The organism is Mycolicibacterium sp. HS_4_1 (assembly GCF_054515875.1).
The window spans coordinates 170,190-187,223 of sequence record NZ_CM137261.1 but is presented as its reverse complement, the minus strand read 5'-3'; the positions used below and the strand labels follow the sequence as shown (position 1 = coordinate 187,223).

Annotated in this window: 18 protein-coding genes; 4 read left to right on the top strand and 14 right to left on the bottom strand. The window is 67.4% G+C overall.

The features are described from left to right. The first annotated feature begins 20 nt into the window (after positions 1-20). A complete protein-coding gene (locus ACX12F_RS00845; RefSeq protein WP_459367846.1) occupies positions 21-1,994 on the top strand; it encodes a M13 family metallopeptidase in 1,974 nt (657 codons plus the stop codon). Between the two features lie 65 nt (positions 1,995-2,059). Here ACX12F_RS00845 and ACX12F_RS00840 read toward each other — a convergent pair whose 3' ends face one another. Continuing rightward, entirely contained in the window at positions 2,060-3,124 is a 1,065-nt protein-coding gene (locus ACX12F_RS00840; protein WP_459367845.1) for a L,D-transpeptidase, read from the bottom strand. Positions 3,125-3,347: 223 nt separating this feature from the next. Between ACX12F_RS00840 and ACX12F_RS00835 the strand changes: the two genes are divergently transcribed. Then, a complete protein-coding gene (locus tag ACX12F_RS00835) occupies positions 3,348-3,647 on the top strand; it encodes an MTH1187 family thiamine-binding protein (protein ID WP_459367844.1) in 300 nt (99 codons plus the stop codon). Positions 3,648-3,879: 232 nt separating this feature from the next. On the opposite strand, the gene ricR is transcribed toward ACX12F_RS00835, so the two are convergent. Continuing rightward, entirely contained in the window at positions 3,880-4,209 is a 330-nt protein-coding gene (ricR, locus tag ACX12F_RS00830; protein ID WP_459367843.1) for a copper-sensing transcriptional repressor RicR, read from the bottom strand. Positions 4,210-4,284: 75 nt separating this feature from the next. On the opposite strand from ricR, the gene ilvD reads away from it, so the two are divergent. Then, positions 4,285-5,985 (top strand): dihydroxy-acid dehydratase, encoded by a 1,701-nt coding sequence (ilvD, locus tag ACX12F_RS00825; protein WP_459367842.1) that lies wholly within the window; start codon positions 4,285-4,287, stop codon positions 5,983-5,985. Positions 5,986-6,050: 65 nt separating this feature from the next. Here ilvD and ACX12F_RS00820 read toward each other — a convergent pair whose 3' ends face one another. The 8 genes from ACX12F_RS00820 to ACX12F_RS00785 form a co-directional block, all read right to left on the bottom strand. Further along, complete coding sequence (locus ACX12F_RS00820) at positions 6,051-6,866, bottom strand: PaaX family transcriptional regulator C-terminal domain-containing protein (RefSeq protein WP_459370569.1); 816 nt, start codon at positions 6,864-6,866, stop codon at positions 6,051-6,053. 100 nt (positions 6,867-6,966) lie between these two features. Further along, positions 6,967-8,187: a saccharopine dehydrogenase family protein gene (locus ACX12F_RS00815; RefSeq protein ID WP_459367841.1), complete on the bottom strand. Its 1,221-nt coding sequence runs from the start codon at positions 8,185-8,187 to the stop codon at positions 6,967-6,969. Further along, on the bottom strand, positions 8,184-8,669 hold the full coding sequence (locus ACX12F_RS00810) for a hypothetical protein (RefSeq protein WP_459367840.1): 486 nt from the start codon (positions 8,667-8,669) through the stop codon (positions 8,184-8,186). The genes ACX12F_RS00815 and ACX12F_RS00810 overlap by 4 nt, the downstream gene beginning before the upstream one ends. A gap of 115 nt (positions 8,670-8,784) precedes the next feature. After that, a complete protein-coding gene (locus ACX12F_RS00805; RefSeq protein WP_459367839.1) occupies positions 8,785-9,225 on the bottom strand; it encodes an SPW repeat protein in 441 nt (146 codons plus the stop codon). A 133-nt stretch (positions 9,226-9,358) separates the two neighbouring features. Then, positions 9,359-10,111 carry a DAPG hydrolase family protein gene (locus ACX12F_RS00800; protein WP_459370568.1) on the bottom strand — a complete coding sequence of 251 codons (753 nt, stop codon included), beginning with the start codon at positions 10,109-10,111 and terminating at the stop codon, positions 9,359-9,361. After that, positions 10,108-11,448 carry an FAD-binding oxidoreductase gene (locus ACX12F_RS00795; protein WP_459367838.1) on the bottom strand — a complete coding sequence of 447 codons (1,341 nt, stop codon included), beginning with the start codon at positions 11,446-11,448 and terminating at the stop codon, positions 10,108-10,110. The genes ACX12F_RS00800 and ACX12F_RS00795 overlap by 4 nt, the downstream gene beginning before the upstream one ends. Positions 11,449-11,558: 110 nt before the next feature. Further along, a complete protein-coding gene (locus ACX12F_RS00790; protein WP_459367837.1) occupies positions 11,559-11,954 on the bottom strand; it encodes a hypothetical protein in 396 nt (131 codons plus the stop codon). Further along, positions 11,951-12,583, bottom strand: coding sequence for an O-methyltransferase (locus ACX12F_RS00785; RefSeq protein WP_459370567.1), 633 nt, complete (start codon positions 12,581-12,583; stop codon positions 11,951-11,953). The genes ACX12F_RS00790 and ACX12F_RS00785 overlap by 4 nt, the downstream gene beginning before the upstream one ends. Before the next feature lie 117 nt (positions 12,584-12,700). Between ACX12F_RS00785 and ACX12F_RS00780 the strand changes: the two genes are divergently transcribed. Next, positions 12,701-13,705 carry a DUF4331 family protein gene (locus tag ACX12F_RS00780; RefSeq protein ID WP_459367836.1) on the top strand — a complete coding sequence of 335 codons (1,005 nt, stop codon included), beginning with the start codon at positions 12,701-12,703 and terminating at the stop codon, positions 13,703-13,705. A 102-nt stretch (positions 13,706-13,807) separates the two neighbouring features. On the opposite strand, the gene ACX12F_RS00775 is transcribed toward ACX12F_RS00780, so the two are convergent. The 4 genes from ACX12F_RS00775 to ACX12F_RS00760 form a co-directional block, all read right to left on the bottom strand. Beyond that, on the bottom strand, positions 13,808-14,299 hold the full coding sequence (locus tag ACX12F_RS00775) for a TIGR04338 family metallohydrolase (RefSeq protein WP_459367835.1): 492 nt from the start codon (positions 14,297-14,299) through the stop codon (positions 13,808-13,810). Between the two features lie 12 nt (positions 14,300-14,311). Beyond that, positions 14,312-15,061 carry a DUF2786 domain-containing protein gene (locus ACX12F_RS00770; RefSeq protein WP_459367834.1) on the bottom strand — a complete coding sequence of 250 codons (750 nt, stop codon included), beginning with the start codon at positions 15,059-15,061 and terminating at the stop codon, positions 14,312-14,314. A gap of 76 nt (positions 15,062-15,137) precedes the next feature. Further along, a complete protein-coding gene (locus ACX12F_RS00765; protein ID WP_459367833.1) occupies positions 15,138-16,166 on the bottom strand; it encodes an alpha/beta hydrolase family protein in 1,029 nt (342 codons plus the stop codon). A 13-nt stretch (positions 16,167-16,179) separates the two neighbouring features. Then, positions 16,180-17,019 (bottom strand): alpha/beta hydrolase, encoded by an 840-nt coding sequence (locus ACX12F_RS00760; RefSeq protein ID WP_459367832.1) that lies wholly within the window; start codon positions 17,017-17,019, stop codon positions 16,180-16,182. Positions 17,020-17,034 lie beyond the last annotated feature (15 nt).

Sequence of the window (17,034 nt, the reverse complement as noted above, 5' to 3'; positions counted from 1 at the left end):
GGCGATGGCAGGATGGCGAGGTGACTCTCGAAGCTACCTCTCCCCGATCAGGTATCGACCTGAGCTACCTCGACACCGACGCCCGCCCCCAGGATGACCTGTTCGGTCACGTCAACGGCCGCTGGCTCACCGACTACGACATCCCTGCCGACCGGGCCACCGACGGTGCCTTCCGGCTGCTGGCCGACCGCGCCGAGGAACAGGTGCGCGACCTGATCACCAACGCAGCCGGCGCCCCGAACACCGATGCCCAGCGCATCGGCGACCTGTACGCCAGTTTCATGGATACCGAGCGAGTGAACGCCGTCGGCCTGGCGCCGCTGCTGGCGGAGCTGGGTCTCGTCGCCGACGCCGCTACCCCTGAAGCCCTGGCGGCCGCGCTGGGCGCGCTGCAGCGCACCGGCGTCGGCGGTGGCGCGGGCGCGTACGTCGACACCGATTCCAAGGACTCGACGCGGTACCTGCTGCACTTCACGCAGTCCGGCCTGGGCCTGCCCGACGAGTCCTACTACCGCGAGCCGGCACACGCCGCGGTGCTGGCCGCCTACCCGCAGCACATCGCCCGGATGTTGAGCCTCGTGCTCGGGGGCGACCAGTCCGAGACCGCCGCCCGCATCGTCGCGCTGGAGACCAAACTGGCTGCGGCGCACTGGGATGTGGTGAAGCGCCGCGATGCGGACCTGAGTTACAACCTGCGCCGGTTCAGCGATCTGGCCGACGAGGCGCCCGGCTTCGACTGGGCGGGCTGGCTGTCAGCGGTCGGCGCGTCGGCCGATGTGGTCACGGAAGTCGTTGTGCGGCAACCGGACTTCCTGGTCGCGTTCGCGGCGCTATGGGCGTCCGAGCCACTCGAGGACTGGAAGGCCTGGCTGAGCTGGCGCCTGATCAGCGGCCGCGCGTCGATCCTGACCGACGATCTGGTGAAGGAGAACTTCGAGTTCTACGGCCGCCTGCTGTCGGGCACCGAGGAAATCCGGGACCGCTGGAAGCGCGGCGTCGGGCTGGTCGAGGGCCTGATGGGCGACGCCGTCGGAAAGCTGTACGTGGACCGGCATTTCCCGCCCGCCCACAAGGCGCGGATGGATGAGCTGGTGGCCAACCTGCGCGAGGCCTACCGGGTGAGCATCACCAACCTGGAATGGATGACGCCCGAGACCCGGCAGCGGGCGCTGGCCAAGCTGGACAAGTTCACCCCGAAGATCGGGTACCCGGCGCGCTGGCGCGACTACTCGGCGCTGGTTATCGACGCGAGCGACCTGTACGGCAACTACCTGCGCGGCCAGGCTGTCGAGCACGACCGCGAACTGGCCAAGCTGGGCAGCGAGGTGGACCGCGACGAGTGGTTCATGACGCCGCAGACGGTGAACGCCTACTACAACCCGGGCATGAACGAGATCGTCTTCCCCGCGGCCATTCTGCAGCCGCCGTTCTTCGACGCCGAGGCCGACGACGCCGCCAACTACGGCGGCATCGGCGCGGTGATCGGGCACGAGATCGGCCACGGTTTCGACGACCAGGGCGCCAAGTACGACGGCGACGGCAACCTCGTCGACTGGTGGACCGACGCCGACCGCGCCGAATTCGGTTTGCGCACAAAGGCATTGATCGAGCAGTACGAAGCCTTCACACCCCGGGCGCTGGACTCGAGCCACCACGTGAACGGCGCGTTCACCGTTGGCGAGAACATCGGTGACCTGGGCGGGTTGTCCATCGCACTGCTGGCCTACGAGCTGTCACTGGGCGGCAAGGAAGCCCCGGTGATCGACGGACTCACGGGTGTCCAACGCGTCTACTTCGGTTGGGCACAGGTGTGGCGCACCAAATCCCGTGACGCCGAGGCCATTCGGCGGCTGGCCGTGGACCCGCATTCGCCGCCGGAGTTCCGCTGCAACGGCGTGATCCGGAACATCGACTCGTTCTACGAGGCGTTCGACGTCACCGCGTCCGACGAGCTGTACCTGGAACCTGCTGAGCGCGTGCGCATCTGGAACTAGCCGCCACCGAACGCACAACTGCCCCTTTCCTTGCGGAAAGGGGCAGTTGTGTATGTGCCTGCGAGTCAGCGCGTCCGGGACGTGCTGGGCGTCGAGGTGGCGGCGCCGGGGGTCGGCATGCCCCACTGCCAGTCGTCGGCGCCGTCGGACTGGTTGTACAGCCCGACCGAGTTCTTCACGACGATGGGGTCGCCGCTGCCGAACTGGTCGTAGAACCACTTGGCGTTGTCGGGCGACAGGTTGATGCAGCCATGGCTGACGTTGCGCTTACCCTGGTCACCCACCGACCACGGCGCACTGTGCACGAAGGCACCGCTGTTGTCGATGCGCACCGCGTTCTGCACGTTCACCTTGTAGCCCTGCGGAGAGTCCACGGGCACGCCGTACGTCGACGAGTCCATGACCACCGTCGGGAACTTCTCCAGCACGTAGTAGGTGCCGTTCTTGGTCTCGTCGCCGGCCTTGCCCATGGACATCGGGAAGGTCTTCTCGACCACGCCGTTGCGGCTGATGGTCATCTGGTGCGTGGCGTTGTCGGCGGTCGCGACCAGCGAGTCACCGGTGCGGAAGGTGGACTTCGTGCCCGCCGCGTCGATGTTGACGACGGTGTTCGCCGGCCAGAACGCGATGGGCCGCCAGCGCAGCTGGGTGTCGGTCACCCAATAGAACATGCCCGGCACCGGCGGGGTGGACGAGATGTGTACGGCATCTTGCGCCATCTGCTTGTTGGCGATGGGCCGCGGGAAGTTGATGTAGATGGGCTTGGCCACGCCCACCATGGACCCGTTGAGCGGGTTGAAGGTCGGCGGGTTGAACGGCGGCTGGCCGACGAACGGGGTCGGATTCTGACCGGCCGGCGTACCCGGCGGGATCGGCTGCGGTTCGCCGGGAATCACGGCGCCAGGGACCACCGGTGTCGGCGCAGCGGGAACGACGGGATCCGCGGCAGGCGGAATCGGCGGGGGCAGCGGCGCCTCCACCGGCGCATTAGGGTCGATCGGGCCCGCGGCCAAGCCTGGGTCTGGTGAGTCGGGATCGGCCAGCGCAGACGGGGTTACGACGGTCATCCCGGCGACCAGCCCGGCCGCCACAACCATGCTCAGCAGCCTGCTCTTGTTCCATTGCGGCATTCGCCACCTCCAGTTCACAACGTCCCCAGTCTGTCATAGCGCGCCGACCGGCCACTATCACGAAGGGCCGTCACACCGCACTTTCGGCCCGGTCGCGGGCCACTGAACTGCACAGTTGATCGCCACACAGGTGTGGGGCGTTACTCCCGCCGGCTGCGCTGGAACCGCCGGCAACGCCACGAACGGCTGTCGATACCGGGGCGATCCGCGCACAATCGACAGCGTGATTGTTGCCTTCAGCGTCAGCCCGATGGGTGGTGACGAGTCCGGCGGTGTCGGCGCGGCCGTCGCAGCGGCCGTGCGGGTGGTGCGAGAGTCGGGACTACCCAACGAGACCAACGCGATGTTCACGAACATCGAGGGTGAATGGGACGAGGTGATGGCCGTGGTCAAACAGGCCGTGGAAGCGGTGGCGGCGGTGTCCCCACGGGTCAGTCTGGTCCTCAAGGCCGATATCCGTCCGGGCTACACCGGCCAGCTCACCGCGAAGGTCCAGCGCATCGAGGACGAACTCGGCACGTAGCGGGATCGCGGTCGGCCAACCCCGACCCCTAACACGATCGACACACGCCCGTTGTGCCGGCGCCATCGTCCTGCTGACAATGGTCAAGCAGGGGTTCAGATGCGCACGGTGGGCTGGATGGTCGGGCCAAGAATTCAGGGTCAACCGGCTCCGGCGCGGCGAACCGCGTTGACCCTGTAGTGAGGGCTTGGCTTACTCGCACAAATACGCCCTCAGCTCAGGGTCAACTGCTTCAGGACCGGACGAGCCGCGCGATCGCCGCGGAGGCCTCGGCCAGCTTCTGCTCAGCCTCGTCGCCGCCGACCGCCACCGCATGGCTCACGCAGTGCCCCAGGTGCTCGTCGAGCAGCGCCAGCGCGACCGACTGCAATGCGCTGTTCACCGCGCTGATCTGCGTCAACACGTCGATGCAGTACTTGTCCTCATCGATCATCTTGGCGATGCCGCGGACCTGCCCCTCGACTCGCCGCAGCCGCTTGGCGTAGTTGTCTTTGTTGGGCGAGTAGCCGTGCTGGGGCTCGGCGTAGGCCGCCTCGGGTGCGCCCGACTCTTCTGCCGTCATAACCCCAGCGTACCGCATACCCCTTAGGGGTATCCAATGGAATTTCGCTTGGCGGCGACCGGCATAATTGCCTGCATGTCTGCTGATCAGCCCGATATCAAGCCCCGCAGTCGCGACGTCACCGACGGCCTGGAGAAAACCGCGGCCCGAGGCATGCTGCGCGCGGTAGGTATGGGTGACGACGACTGGGTCAAGCCACAGATCGCCGTCGGGTCGTCCTGGAACGAGATCACCCCCTGCAACATGTCACTGCAGCGCCTGGCCCAGGACGTCAAGGACGGTGTGCACGAGGCCGGGGGTTACCCGCTGGAGTTCGGCACCATCTCGGTCTCGGACGGTATCTCCATGGGCCACGAGGGCATGCACTTCTCGCTGGTGTCCCGCGAGGTCATCGCCGACAGCGTCGAGACGGTGATGCAGGCCGAGCGCCTGGACGGCTCGGTGCTGCTGGCCGGGTGCGACAAGTCGATCCCCGGGATGCTGATGGCCGCCGCCCGCCTGGACCTGGCCTCGGTGTTCTTCTACAACGGCTCGATCATGCCCGGAGTCGCGAAGCTGACCGACGGCACCGAGAAGGAAGTCACCATCATCGACGCCTTCGAGGCGGTCGGTGCCTGCGCCCGCGGCCTGATGTCCCGCGAGGACGTCGACATCATCGAGCGCGCCATCTGTCCGGGCGAGGGCGCCTGCGGCGGTATGTACACCGCCAACACCATGGCCTCGGCGGCCGAGGCTCTCGGTATGTCGTTGCCGGGCAGCGCATCTCCGGTGGCCGTCGACAAGCGCCGCGGCGAGTTCGCCCGCAAGTCGGGCCATGCAGTCGTCGAGATGCTGCGCCGCGGCATCACCGCCCGCGACATTCTGACCAAGGAGGCGTTCGAAAACGCCATCGCCGTGGTCATGGCGTTCGGTGGCTCCACCAACGCCGTGCTGCACCTGCTGGCCATCGCCAAGGAGGCCGAGGTCGAGCTGACCCTCGCCGACTTCACTCGCGTCGGCAACAAGGTTCCCCACCTCGCCGACGTGAAACCCTTTGGCCGCCACGTGATGAAGGACGTCGACGAGATCGGCGGCGTGCCCGTCGTCATGCGCGCGCTGCTGGACGCCGGCCTGCTGCACGGTGACTGCCTGACCGTCACCGGAAAGACCATGGCCGAGAACCTCGCCCACATCGCCCCGCCCGACCCGGACGGCAAGGTGCTGCGCGCGATGAACAACCCGATCCACCCGACCGGCGGCATCACCATCTTGCACGGCTCGCTGGCTCCCGAGGGGGCCGTCGTGAAGTCCGCGGGCTTCGAGTCCGACGTGTTCGAAGGCACCGCACGGGTTTTCGAGCGTGAGCGGGCCGCACTCGATGCGCTGGAGGACGGCACCATCACGCACGGCGATGTCGTCGTCATCCGCTACGAGGGCCCCAAGGGTGGCCCGGGCATGCGCGAGATGCTGGCCATCACCGGCGCCATCAAGGGCGCCGGCCTGGGCAAGGACGTGCTGCTGATGACCGACGGCCGGTTCTCGGGCGGCACGACGGGCCTGTGCGTCGGGCACATCGCACCCGAGGCCGTCGACGGCGGCCCCATCGCGTTCGTGCGCGACGGTGACCGCATCCGCCTGGACGTCGCGAACGGCAAGCTCGACCTGCTGATCAATGAGGCCGAATTGGCTTCTCGCCGTGAAGGTTTCGAGCCGCTCCCGCCGCGCTACAAGACTGGCGTGCTGGCCAAGTACACCAAGCTGGTGCAGTCGGCCGCCGTCGGCGCCGTCTGCAACTAGGGCCGAACGGCCAGTTATCGCACGCTTTTTCGTGATCTGCGTGCGATAACTGGCCACTCAGCGGGTCACCTCGCGGTTCTCGAGACTTCCTCGATCACGTCGGCGTACCACTGGAACAGCTTGACCCGATCCGGAGCACCGGCTTTGAACAGCTTCGCCCAGCAGTCCGCGACCTTCGCGCGGGCGGCGACGCCGATCCACGGCCGCGGCAACAACTCCGGAGGTAGCAGCGGGTCGAACTCGACCGCACGAGTGAACTCGGCGGCCAGCTGAATCGCAATGGCCTGCTGCAGGGTCGGGGTGGCGTCTGGCAGCGCGCTCAAGGCGCGGCTCGCGAAGGCGAGCAGACGCCGGTGCTGTTCAGCGATGTCGTCCAGGGGCCAGAGGTGAGCCGCGAGGGCGCGGGGCGCACTGATGCCGGCGACGGTCAAGTCGGCGGTCGTCAGCGTGGTGACGTGGTCGGCGATCGCCAATTTCTCTGCCGCTGCGGCGATTTCGCCGCCCCAGTCATTCGGGGAGACATACAGACCGCCCTGGACGGCGGCACCGCCAAGTGCGACGATGGCGTCACGCATGGCGTCGCGGGCCGACCGGACCGATTCCGGGACGGCGAACGCCACCACGTGCCATCGGCCGTCCCATGGCGCGGTGCCCCGGTCCTGGGCGTACATGAATCGGATGTATTGGCGATCCGGCGTGATGGTGCTGCGCAGGTCATCAGTCGCACGCAGTACCGCCCTACGACCGCGGCCGTCCTGGATCAACTGCCCGTCGGCGACCAGCCGCTTGATGCACAGCCGCACCTGTTGGTCCGTCATGCCAAGCGTGTTCGCGACGTCGTACAGTGCACCGGCGTCGATCGTGGCGTCATCGCGCAACATGCTCTCGACGAGGGTGCGGGTCGGCACCTCGACGTGGTCAGGTCCGGTGTCCAACGGTCAGCTCCTTGCGCCCGCGGTACGACGGGCTGGGTTCCCAAGTCTAGGCACGCGTTTCCCGTTCGACGATGACCAGCGGCCGGTCGGACGACTGATCGAGTTGCCGGCCGAGGTCGGCGAAGAATCGCGGCGCATCGATGACGGCGTCGGGGGGATGCACCCCGGGCCGGATCGCGGAGCCATCGACAAGCTGCGAAATCCCCACGGCCAGTGGGATACCCGTGGCCCGGGCCATGTCGCCGAACAGTCCGGACCTGCTCGGGCCCGCGAGGTCGAGATGCGCCAGCACCATGTGGTCACGCCCGGAGCTGGTGCCGGACACCGCGGCGAAGAACGGCGGCAGGGTCCCCGGGCCCTTGAGTCGCCACGACGGCAGGAGGGATCTCAAGTAGCGCAAGAGATTGGGCTTCGCGAACTGCGCGGCCGCTGTTTCGTGCGTCAGCCGGCGACGGTCGATGTCGCGGCGCAGCACGTCGAGGTACGCCAGAGTCTGCGGCCGGATCACCATGAGGTTGACAGCCTCGCCGGTCAGCCCGAGCGTGCGCCGCAACGTGATGGGTTCGGGGTGCCCGATCGAATACGCGGTGCCTCGCCTGTCACGTGGCAATCTCAGTTCGATTGGCCGCAAGGGCCGTTGGAACGTCAGCCGGCCCGCCGCCACAGTGCAGATCTTGCCGCTGCTCTGCAGCATCCAGTGCACCGCCGCCGCCGAGGCCCGGCCGTCGGGCCCTAGCAGCATTTCGCGGCCCTGGTCCTCGCCGCCCGCGCCGGCCACATCCACCGGCCAGGCGGTGTAGGCGTCGCGTGCCTCATCGAGTTCCGCAGCGGCGGTCACGGCCAGCAGGCTACTCACGCCCGGGCTCGCTCCCATGCCGATCACCGCACAAACCCCTGCAGCACGCGCGGTTTCGTCCAACTCGAGCATCTGCACCGTCGGCTCCCAGTCGTCGCAGATGTCGATGTAGTGCGTCCCGGTGTCGATGGCCGCGCGCAGGACGGGAAGCCCGAATCGGAAGTACGGTCCGACGGTGTTAACGACGAGATCGGCCTTCTCTAGTGCTTGTCGCAGCGCCGCGTCATCCGTGACATCGACCTGGGCGGCACGGAGGCGGACCGGGGCGTCAGCCAGTTGTCGGCACAGCCGCTCGGCGGCAACGCCGTCGCGGTCGGCGACGACGATCTCGTCAACACCGGGTAACTGTGCGGCGCGGCGAACAGCAACGCCGCCCATGGCCCCTGGCCCGCCCAACGCGAGAATCTTCATCGCGCCTCCTTCGCGGCCGGGAGTTCCTGCACATGCCGGCGGAGGTTGTCGAGGTAACTCGGCGCGTAGAGCTGCCGGGGTGCGAAAGCACCGACCGCATAAGCCTTTACGCTGTACGGATTGTTTTCCAGGTCTTCCCTGACCAGGCTGTGTGACCCGTGCGGATAGGTCTGGACCGTCAGCAGATCCCGGCGCCAGATGGGCCGGTCGAACGAGCCCCGGCTGGTGCCGGTGGGACCATCACCGCGCACGAACACCACCAGCCCGAACGGCCCGTTGCCCGCCTTCGGTAGGGCAAGGACGCCATCGTGCGGCTCCGCCGGACCAGGAATCGTGACGCGCTGCTCGCGGATGGCGAAGCCGTTGGCGTAGAGCGCCCAACCGCCCGCCGACAGCAGCACCGCGGCGACGCAGGCCAGTGCGATCAGGGTGGCGCGCACCCAGCCGGGTAGGCAGGGACGCCATGTTGAACTATCGATCATAAAACGATCGTATCGTGATTGATAGTTTTGGTCGAGTCGCGTCCGGCCCCGGGAGTCACGCACGCAAACGCCCGTGACTCCCGGCCGGACTTTCAGCTGAGGCCAGGCCTCCTACTCAGCCGTGGCGAGTATCCGAACTGCGCACCCGCATACCGAGATACGCCGCACATAGACCGAGCACGATGATCGACGCCCCACTGGCCACGTGGGACCAGATCAGGCCGGCGGTCGGCCCACTGGTGAAGATCCACGGCGAAATGACCAGCCACACACCGAAGAACGGCAACGTCCAGGTCATGCCGTGGCTCCGGTCGAGAGCACAACCGAAGAGCATGGCCAGTAATGCGACTGCGCCGCCGACGATGAGAGCGTTGAACGTCATCCTCGTCATGCCATAGAAATCGACGATCCACGGTGACAACGCCACATAGACCGCCGTCATCAGCGTCAGCCCGAAGGTCGCCTGGGCCGCCATCGACTCCGAGACCCGGTCATAGCCGGCCCGCAGCGCCATGATGTCCGGATGGTGTTCGATTGATGAATGGACCGTAGTCATTTTTAACCCCTTCCATTACGCGGCAAGGGGTTCGGCCTTGCCGCACCCATCCATCTCAATCCAGAATACGCGCTACCCGGTCACCGCGAACGTCAGCTTATGGTCGAGAATCCGGCCACCTTTCGACCACGAGTCAGGCTGGGCCGCACTCCGCGTAAAGCTCAGGCAGGAAGCCGGCGAGGTGGTTCATCTCCTGAGCGCAGTGCACCAGCAGATCGCGCGGATCAGGCAGCTGGCGCGCGGCGAGCACCCGAAATGCGTGGTCTGCCAACGAGTTACCCAAGCGGAAGTTGACGTGCCGTCCACCCATCCAGAACCGGGAGCGCATCTCCGCACCGCCAGGTGTCGGCCGCACCTGATGGACAAGCCAACCGATGTCGACCGGGATGTCAGGAGAACCGAGGCGAGCGACGATGGCCGGCCCGGCATGCCCTTGCGATACGGGGTCGACGAATTGGATCGCCACCGAACTGAGCGCCGAACCGATGTACTCCTGGACCAGGGACGTCCGCCCGATGTAGGCGAGATCGTCGCGGCCGTCACGCCACCCCGCCGACACATGCGCCCGCGGATGCCACAGCTTGTAGCGGCGCGGGTCGCAGCCGTGCCAGCCGAACCACCATTCCCACATCTCCGGCGTCACGCCCGGCATATCGGTGCGCACGGCCACCGCGTAGCCGCCGTCCGGCAAGCTGCCGTATCCGTTCTCGGTCTGCTGGTAGCCGTCCTCGGCCAACGGTTCTTCGAAGTCGGGTAGCACCGGAGCGGCCTGCGGACCATGCTCGAGCGCCAGCACCACGTGGCGTGGGAGCCCCGCCATGTCCGGGTTGAAGAACCGCCCAAACGGTGTGTCCGCGTCGTTGTCGCGATAGCCCAGGTAACTCATGTCCGTCCCATCCACGCGTAGAACCGACTGTCTGGGTCATATTGTGCGCGCACAGCGTCCAGGCGCGCCATGGCCGCATCGGTGGCGAACCGGGCCGGCCGGTCCCCGAGGTTCTCGTCGGCCAGCTGTATTCCGGTCGCCAGGTGGGACATCGCCGCCATATTGGACCGGGCCCAGTCGCCGTATCTTTCGTCATCGGCCGGGTCTGCCCAGCCGGCGTAAAGCGCCAGATACACCTCGTCCTCCAGGCTGTAGGCCATGTCCTGACGGGCGGGCGACGGCCCCCAGTTCAGCCAGAGGAAGTGCGACGGGTGCGGCGGCATGGTCGCCAGGATGTTCCGCACGCCCGGCATCAGCTCGTCCGCCGACGCCGACGTCCACATGTTGTCCGCGGCATAGCGGTGGTCGTTCAGGTAGTTGCTCATCACCGCGTCGTACCAAGTGGGTAGGTTCGTCGGCGCGAACGGCACGGCCATCAGGGCGTTCGGCCGAGCCGGGCACGTATCCAGCAGGGCCACTGCACCTTTCGCTTCCTCGTCGTCGTCGGCGAATACCGGTGAGGCCAGCACGATGCCCGGTACATCCAGGCCCGAACTGGGCATGGCCCGCGAGGCGACGATCTGCAGTTCCACCCGGCGGTCCACGTCGGCACTGATCGCCCGGGCCCACGGGTAGATCTCGTCGGCGGCTTCGAAGGGGTAGACGTAGAGGCTGCTACCGCACACCGGTGGCTTCGGATAGAGCCGCACATGGAACGCTGTCACCACGCCGAAGAATCCCGGACCGGATCCTCTTGCCGCCCAATACAAATCGGGGTGATGTTCGGCATCGCACCGAATCTGCTCGCCGTCGGCAGTCACCACGTCCAGCGCCAGCACGCTTTCACACGCCGGCCCCAGCACCCGGCTGTTCCACCCGTAGCCGCCCTGCAGCAGGTAGCCACCAAGCCGCACACCTCTGCAGTGTCCGGACGGGAAGAACAGGCCCTGCTGCTCCAGTTCGGTCGCCAGGACGCTGCCGCCTTTGCCGGGCCCGACGACGGCAATCATCGCGTCGCGATCCACCTGGCAGACGTCGAGCCGGCTCACGTCGAGTAACAAGCCGCCGTCGCGCAGATGGTTGGCCGACCAACTGTGCCCACCGGAACGGATGCCGACCGCCAGATTGTTCGCGCCGGCGTAGCGGACCGCCACCACCACATCCGCGGTACAGGACGCCTGCACGATGACGTCCGGGAAGCGCTGCGGCACACGGGCGTTCCACACCGTCGCGCAACGCGCTTCCTCATAGCCCGCATCGCCGCGGCGGAAATGTCGGACCTCGGCCAAAGCTGTCACCGTGACTCCTCACGCCTCGACTCCCACCGAAACGTAACACCAGGAATCAGCCGCCGCGTCAATTTTGCAGTGCTTCTGCCTTCAGATGAGCCAAGGCCGAACAGCGGGCCCTAATCCGCCGGCAACACCGCGCGATCGCCGACCGGGTTGCCCAGCGGCACAACGAGTCTGCCTTGCATCATGATCATGGTGCACACCATGGGCCCGGGGCGCCGATGGCCGGCGACCAGGCTGACCAGCACCGCGTCGTCGGTTTCGTGCACCGTGGCGTGCACGCCGTAGCAGTCCGGCGACCCCATCTGGAAGTTCAGCGCCAGCTCAGGCGCCGGATCGAGCCGACTCCAGGATTCCGCGGCCAGCGGGTGCGTGTCGATGATCGCTGGATCGTCGACGAACGTCGTCCCAGGGGGCGACGGCACTTCCGGGAGCGCCGGGCCGGCAGAGGCGACCGGCACCATGGCACCGAGCCACAGCAGGCCGGCTGCCGCCACGGCCTTCAGCGTCACTGCCCCACTCGGGCCACCGCGAAGCCGTCCCAACCCTTGGTGCCGACCGTCTGGATGGCCGCGGCTTCCAGACCGGGGTAGTTACCCAGCAGCTCCAGCATGTCCCGCACGCCGCGGGCCTGCAGGTCGTCCTCCGCAGGTTCCAGCACCCGCCCCATCCGGGTGACGTTGTCGATGACGATGAGCGCCCCGGGAACCGCCAGCCGCACCGCCCATTCGACGTACGCGCGGTTGTTCTCCTTGTCGGCGTCGATGAAGAAGAAGTCGAACTGCTCGCCCCGCTCGGCCAGCTGCGGCAGGGTGTCGAGGGCGGCCCCGACCAGCACCTCGACCCGGTCGGCGACACCCGCCTGTTCAAAGTTGGCCTTCGCGACCTCCGCATGGTCGGGCGAGTACTCCAGGGTGATGACCCGGCCCGGCGCCCCGGCCCCACGCGCCAGGTTGATGGTGCTGTATCCGGCGAGCGTGCCGATCTCCAGCACCCGGGTGGCGCCGGTGGCTGCGACCAAGAGTGACAACAACTTTCCGTGTTGCGCCGAGACCTCGATGGCCGGCATCCCCGCCGTCACCGCAGACTCGCGCGCTGCGGCCAGCGCCTCGTCCTCGGTGCGCAGCACTTGGTTGAACATCTGGTCGACAGCCTGCGGGTCTGGTTGCGTCACCGCCCCAGGCTAGCGCGGGCTGGGTACGTCGGCGATTGACCGGTTACGCTGCGTGCCCGGCCACCGGCGACTTAGATAATGCGTATGTCGAATCACTTCACCGGACTCAGCCTCGGCCCACCCTTGGGCGACCAGCGCCTGGATCTCTGCGATCTGTACGCGTTCCAATCGCCGGCCGACCCGGCGCGCACGGTGCTCATTCTCAACGCCAACCCGAACGCCGATGCCCTGCATCCCGACGCCATCTACCGGCTGGCCATCGACAACGACGGCGACCTGCGTAATGACATCGCCTTCAGCTACGTCTTCTCCGAACCGGTCGACGGACACCAGACGGTGGACGTGTACCTGGCGACCGGCGAGGACGCCGAGTCACCAGAAGCCGTGGGCGACAAGATCTTCGATGGCGTCGAGGTATCGTTCGGCACAGAGCCCGTGATCGCCGAGTCCGGCGGCTACACGTTCTTCGCCGGCGCCCGCAGCGATGCCTTCTTCTTCGACTTCGACGGCATCAAGAACCTGTTCGACATCCGGGGCGGCCGGAACTTCACCGCACTCCACCTCAGCGGCGAATTTCCCTGGACCGGAGTCGATTCCAACACGCAGGCCAACGTGTGCTCGATGGTCCTGGAACTGCCCACCACGCAACTGCTGGGCGCCACGCCCGACATCCGAATCTGGGGCCGCTGCAGCGTCCGCCGCGACGGCGCGCTGCTGCATGTCGACCGGGCCGGCCATCCGTCGGTCAGCAGCTTCTTCAACACCGACGACACCAAGGAGGAGTACAACGCCAGCGTGCCGATCAACGACCGGGACCGCTGGATGCCGATGTTCGTACACCTCCTGGGGCACACCGGCGGCTACACCGACGAGGAGGCCGTCGCCGCTGTCGACGCCGAGGGCATCCTGCCCGACATGCTCACGTTCAACCCGGCCCAGCCGGCCAAGTACCCGAACGGGCGGGTGTTCACCGACGACGTGATCGACTACCGACTGGCCTCGCTGACCAAGGGCGACTGCCCGCCGTCCGGCTTGAGTCCACACACCGACACCTTGAACGCCTTCCCGTATCTGGGGCCGCCACACTGACTTTCGACGGGATTTCGGGCCGCTCGATCGCGACGAGCGGCCCGAAAATGCACGCCTCAGGCGGCGAGTTGGCGGCAGACACGCACGCTCGCGGGGAAAGGGTTAGCGCACTCCCTCTTTGGCGTAGACCACCCGCAGTACGTGCCCCACCTCTGGCCCCATCACCATGTCGGCCAGCTCGCAGAACGTCGCGGTGAAGGCGGGACCGTGCGGCGGCACCGCGGCCGACAAGTGGTGGGCCACCTCGTGGAGCACCACCAATTCCCTGAGCGCCCAGGTGGTTTGACGTTCCGGCACCGCGATGACGGCACCGCCGTCACCGGATTCGTAATGCGCCGCCGTCACTCCCCGGCGTGCCCGCACCGCGACCGCACCGGCGGCGGGCCATCGCGCCGCCACGGCCGGGATGGTCATCACCTCGTCGACGTACCGCCGCACTGCCTCGACCGAGCCGAACCGCGCCTCGGGCGGCAGCGTCAACTGCGCCCCGAAGAACTCGACCGCCCGATTGCCGCGCTCCCTCGCACGGTCGAACAACGTGCGCACGAACTGCTCAGCGGCATACACCGCGGAACGTTGGGAATCCCGGCTCATCGCTCCACCGGGTCACCCCTCCAGGGCAGTACGTGCACCGGACAACTCGGGACTCGGCCCCAGCCGTGCCCGGCGCCCGGCCCGGTCCCCCGCTCGCCGTGCCGCCGACGAATAACCGGCGGAAGCATTGGTCGCCCGCCAGCTGCCCCGTGCCTGCGACGTCTTCTTGTAGAACGACACCAGCTCAAGGTCCTTGTTACGCAACGCAACCGCCGTCCCCGGCTGATCGGCGCGCTCAGCCGTCGCCGCCTGCCGGGCTTCCTCCCGGGCATCGATCAGCCGCTGCCCCACCCGCGCGCCGAACGCCAGTTGGAAGTTCAGCCGCGCGGTGATGGTCGGCGTGGGCCGATGCGCGCCGGCGGAAATGTACGCGTCGGAGGACTTGACCATCTGCACCACCACACTGGCGTACAGGGCGTGTGTGGCGTCGATGTCCTCGGCGAATCCGTAGGCGTACACGAATGTCGAGTTGGACGCGATGTCACATTTCACGTCGTTGGCCCGGGCGATCAGCACGAACAGCTGCACGAACGTCCGCAGCCCCCGGGTGCCCGCCTCCCCGATGGTGACGGTGCGCTGCACCGGCTCCTGGGCCGCGGTCCGAGTGGCCGAATGCGACCGCGCCACGGCCAGATCGATCGACGTGGTGGTGGCCAGCCGCTGCGCGGCCGCCATGAACGCCTCGGCCTCGTGGGGGTTGTCGGTGTTCTCGGCCTGCCGCAGCAGTGCCGCGATCCGGGCCAACATCCTGTCGTCACTCATGACGCCAACCACCTTGCCCAACAAGAACTTTCAGATACATAGCGTGCGTGTCATCCCCCATGGCGGCAGTGTACGACTACCGTCCGACAAACCCGTCCAGCGCACCCACCAGCTGCGGCGACAGCGGCGCCTTGTTGGCGTAGTTGGCGACGTTGTCGGTCGGATCATCGCGCAGCACATGGCTGACACCCTTGAGCCGAACCACCGTCAACGCAGTGTGGGCCAGCGCGTCGATCAGCGGCTGCTCCGCCTCGCAGAACGCCTGCACGTCGGAGTCCGAGCAGGTCAGCAGCACCGGGGTGCCGTTCGGGATCTTCGCGGCCAAAGACAGCGGATCGATGGCGTCGGCCTCCAACACCGCCTTCGCGTTGCCGGGGTTCAGGATCGCGCCCAGACCCTCGGGCAGCTTGGTCGGCGGCGTACCCGTGGCGCGCGTCGACGCGACGGCGTCGGTCCATTCCTTGAGCACCTGGTCGGCCTGCTCCCGGGTTTTGGCGCCGGCCTTCACGTCGGCGTCGACCGACGCCCGCACCCGATTGGTGATGACGTCCAGATACCGCCCGGCCAACGGCTGCAGCAGCCCGACAGAGTGGATCTTCGGGGCGCCCGAACTGGTGTCGGTCGCCACTGCCAGCGCGTGCACCGTGCCTTCACCCAGGCCGTACACGGAGATTCGTGAGGTGTCGGTGCCGGACTGGGTGGCCAGGAACCGCACGGCCGCCTTGGCCCCGGCGGTGTAGACGGCACTGCCCACCTCGCGCAGGTTCTGTGCGTGCGGCCCGACGCCGGTCTTGCCGGTGCCGACCTTGTCGTACCGCAGGCTGTCGACGTTCTTGCCGGACAGGTACTCGGCCAGCTGCCGCATGTTGCCGACCTTGCCGGCGACGGCGTTGTCACCGTTGCGGTCGGTCTGGCCGCTCTCGGAGATCATCAGCACCGACGGCGCCGCGGCGGCACCGGGCACATGGCGATAGCTGCCATGGATGGTCAGGCCGTCGGCGACGAAGCTGACGTCCTCGTCGACCCAGTCGCCACCCTTGCCCGAGCTGCACGCCGCCAACGCCAGCACCGTCAGCCAAACCAGCAGGCGGACAAGCCATTTCATGACAGAACCCCCGTCACAGGCGCACTTCGATCCAGCTCACGACGTCGTCGAGCACCACGGCCTTCTCCGGCTCGTTGAACACCTCGTGGTACAGCTCCGGATAGACCTTGAGCGCAACATCGGAGGAGCCGACGCAATCGACCAGCTTGCGGCTGCCGGCCACCGGCACCAGCTTGTCCTCTTCACCGTGCACCACCAGCAGGGGCGCGGTGATGGCGGCGGCGCGCTGCGGCATGGTCTCGCCGACCCCGATCAGCGCCTTGGCGACTCCGGCGGGGAATCCGCCGTGATAGACCAGCGGGTCGGCCTGGTAGGCCGCGACCACCTGCGGATCGCGCGAGATGGCCTCGAACGGCAGATTCTCGACCGGCAGGCCGGGCGCGACGGTGCCGACCACCTTCGCGAGCAAGGCCAGCGGCAGCGCGATCTGGGCGCGCGCATCGACCGCGGGGCCGGACAGCACCATGAGGTGGTAGTCGTCCGGGTGCTCGACGCCGTACGCGAAGACGATGCCGCCGCCCATGCTGTGGCCGAGAACAACGCGCTTCAACTCGGGGTATTCGGCGGTCGCGATGCCGACCAGGTGGTGAAAGTCCCCGGTGTACTCGGAGATGTCCCGGACGAACACGCGCTTACCGGCCGAGCGGCCATGGCCCCGGTGGTCGAGCGCGAAGGTGATCAGCCCGGCCTCACCGAACCGTTGGGCGACATGGTCATAACGACGGGCGTGCTCACCGAAACCGTGGGACAGCACCACCACGCCGGTCGGGTCGGTGCCCGGTACCCAGACGTCGTAGACGATCTTGGTGCCGCCGATGCCGTCGAAGCTGCGTTCGCTGCGGGTGGTGGACATGCACAGACAATATCT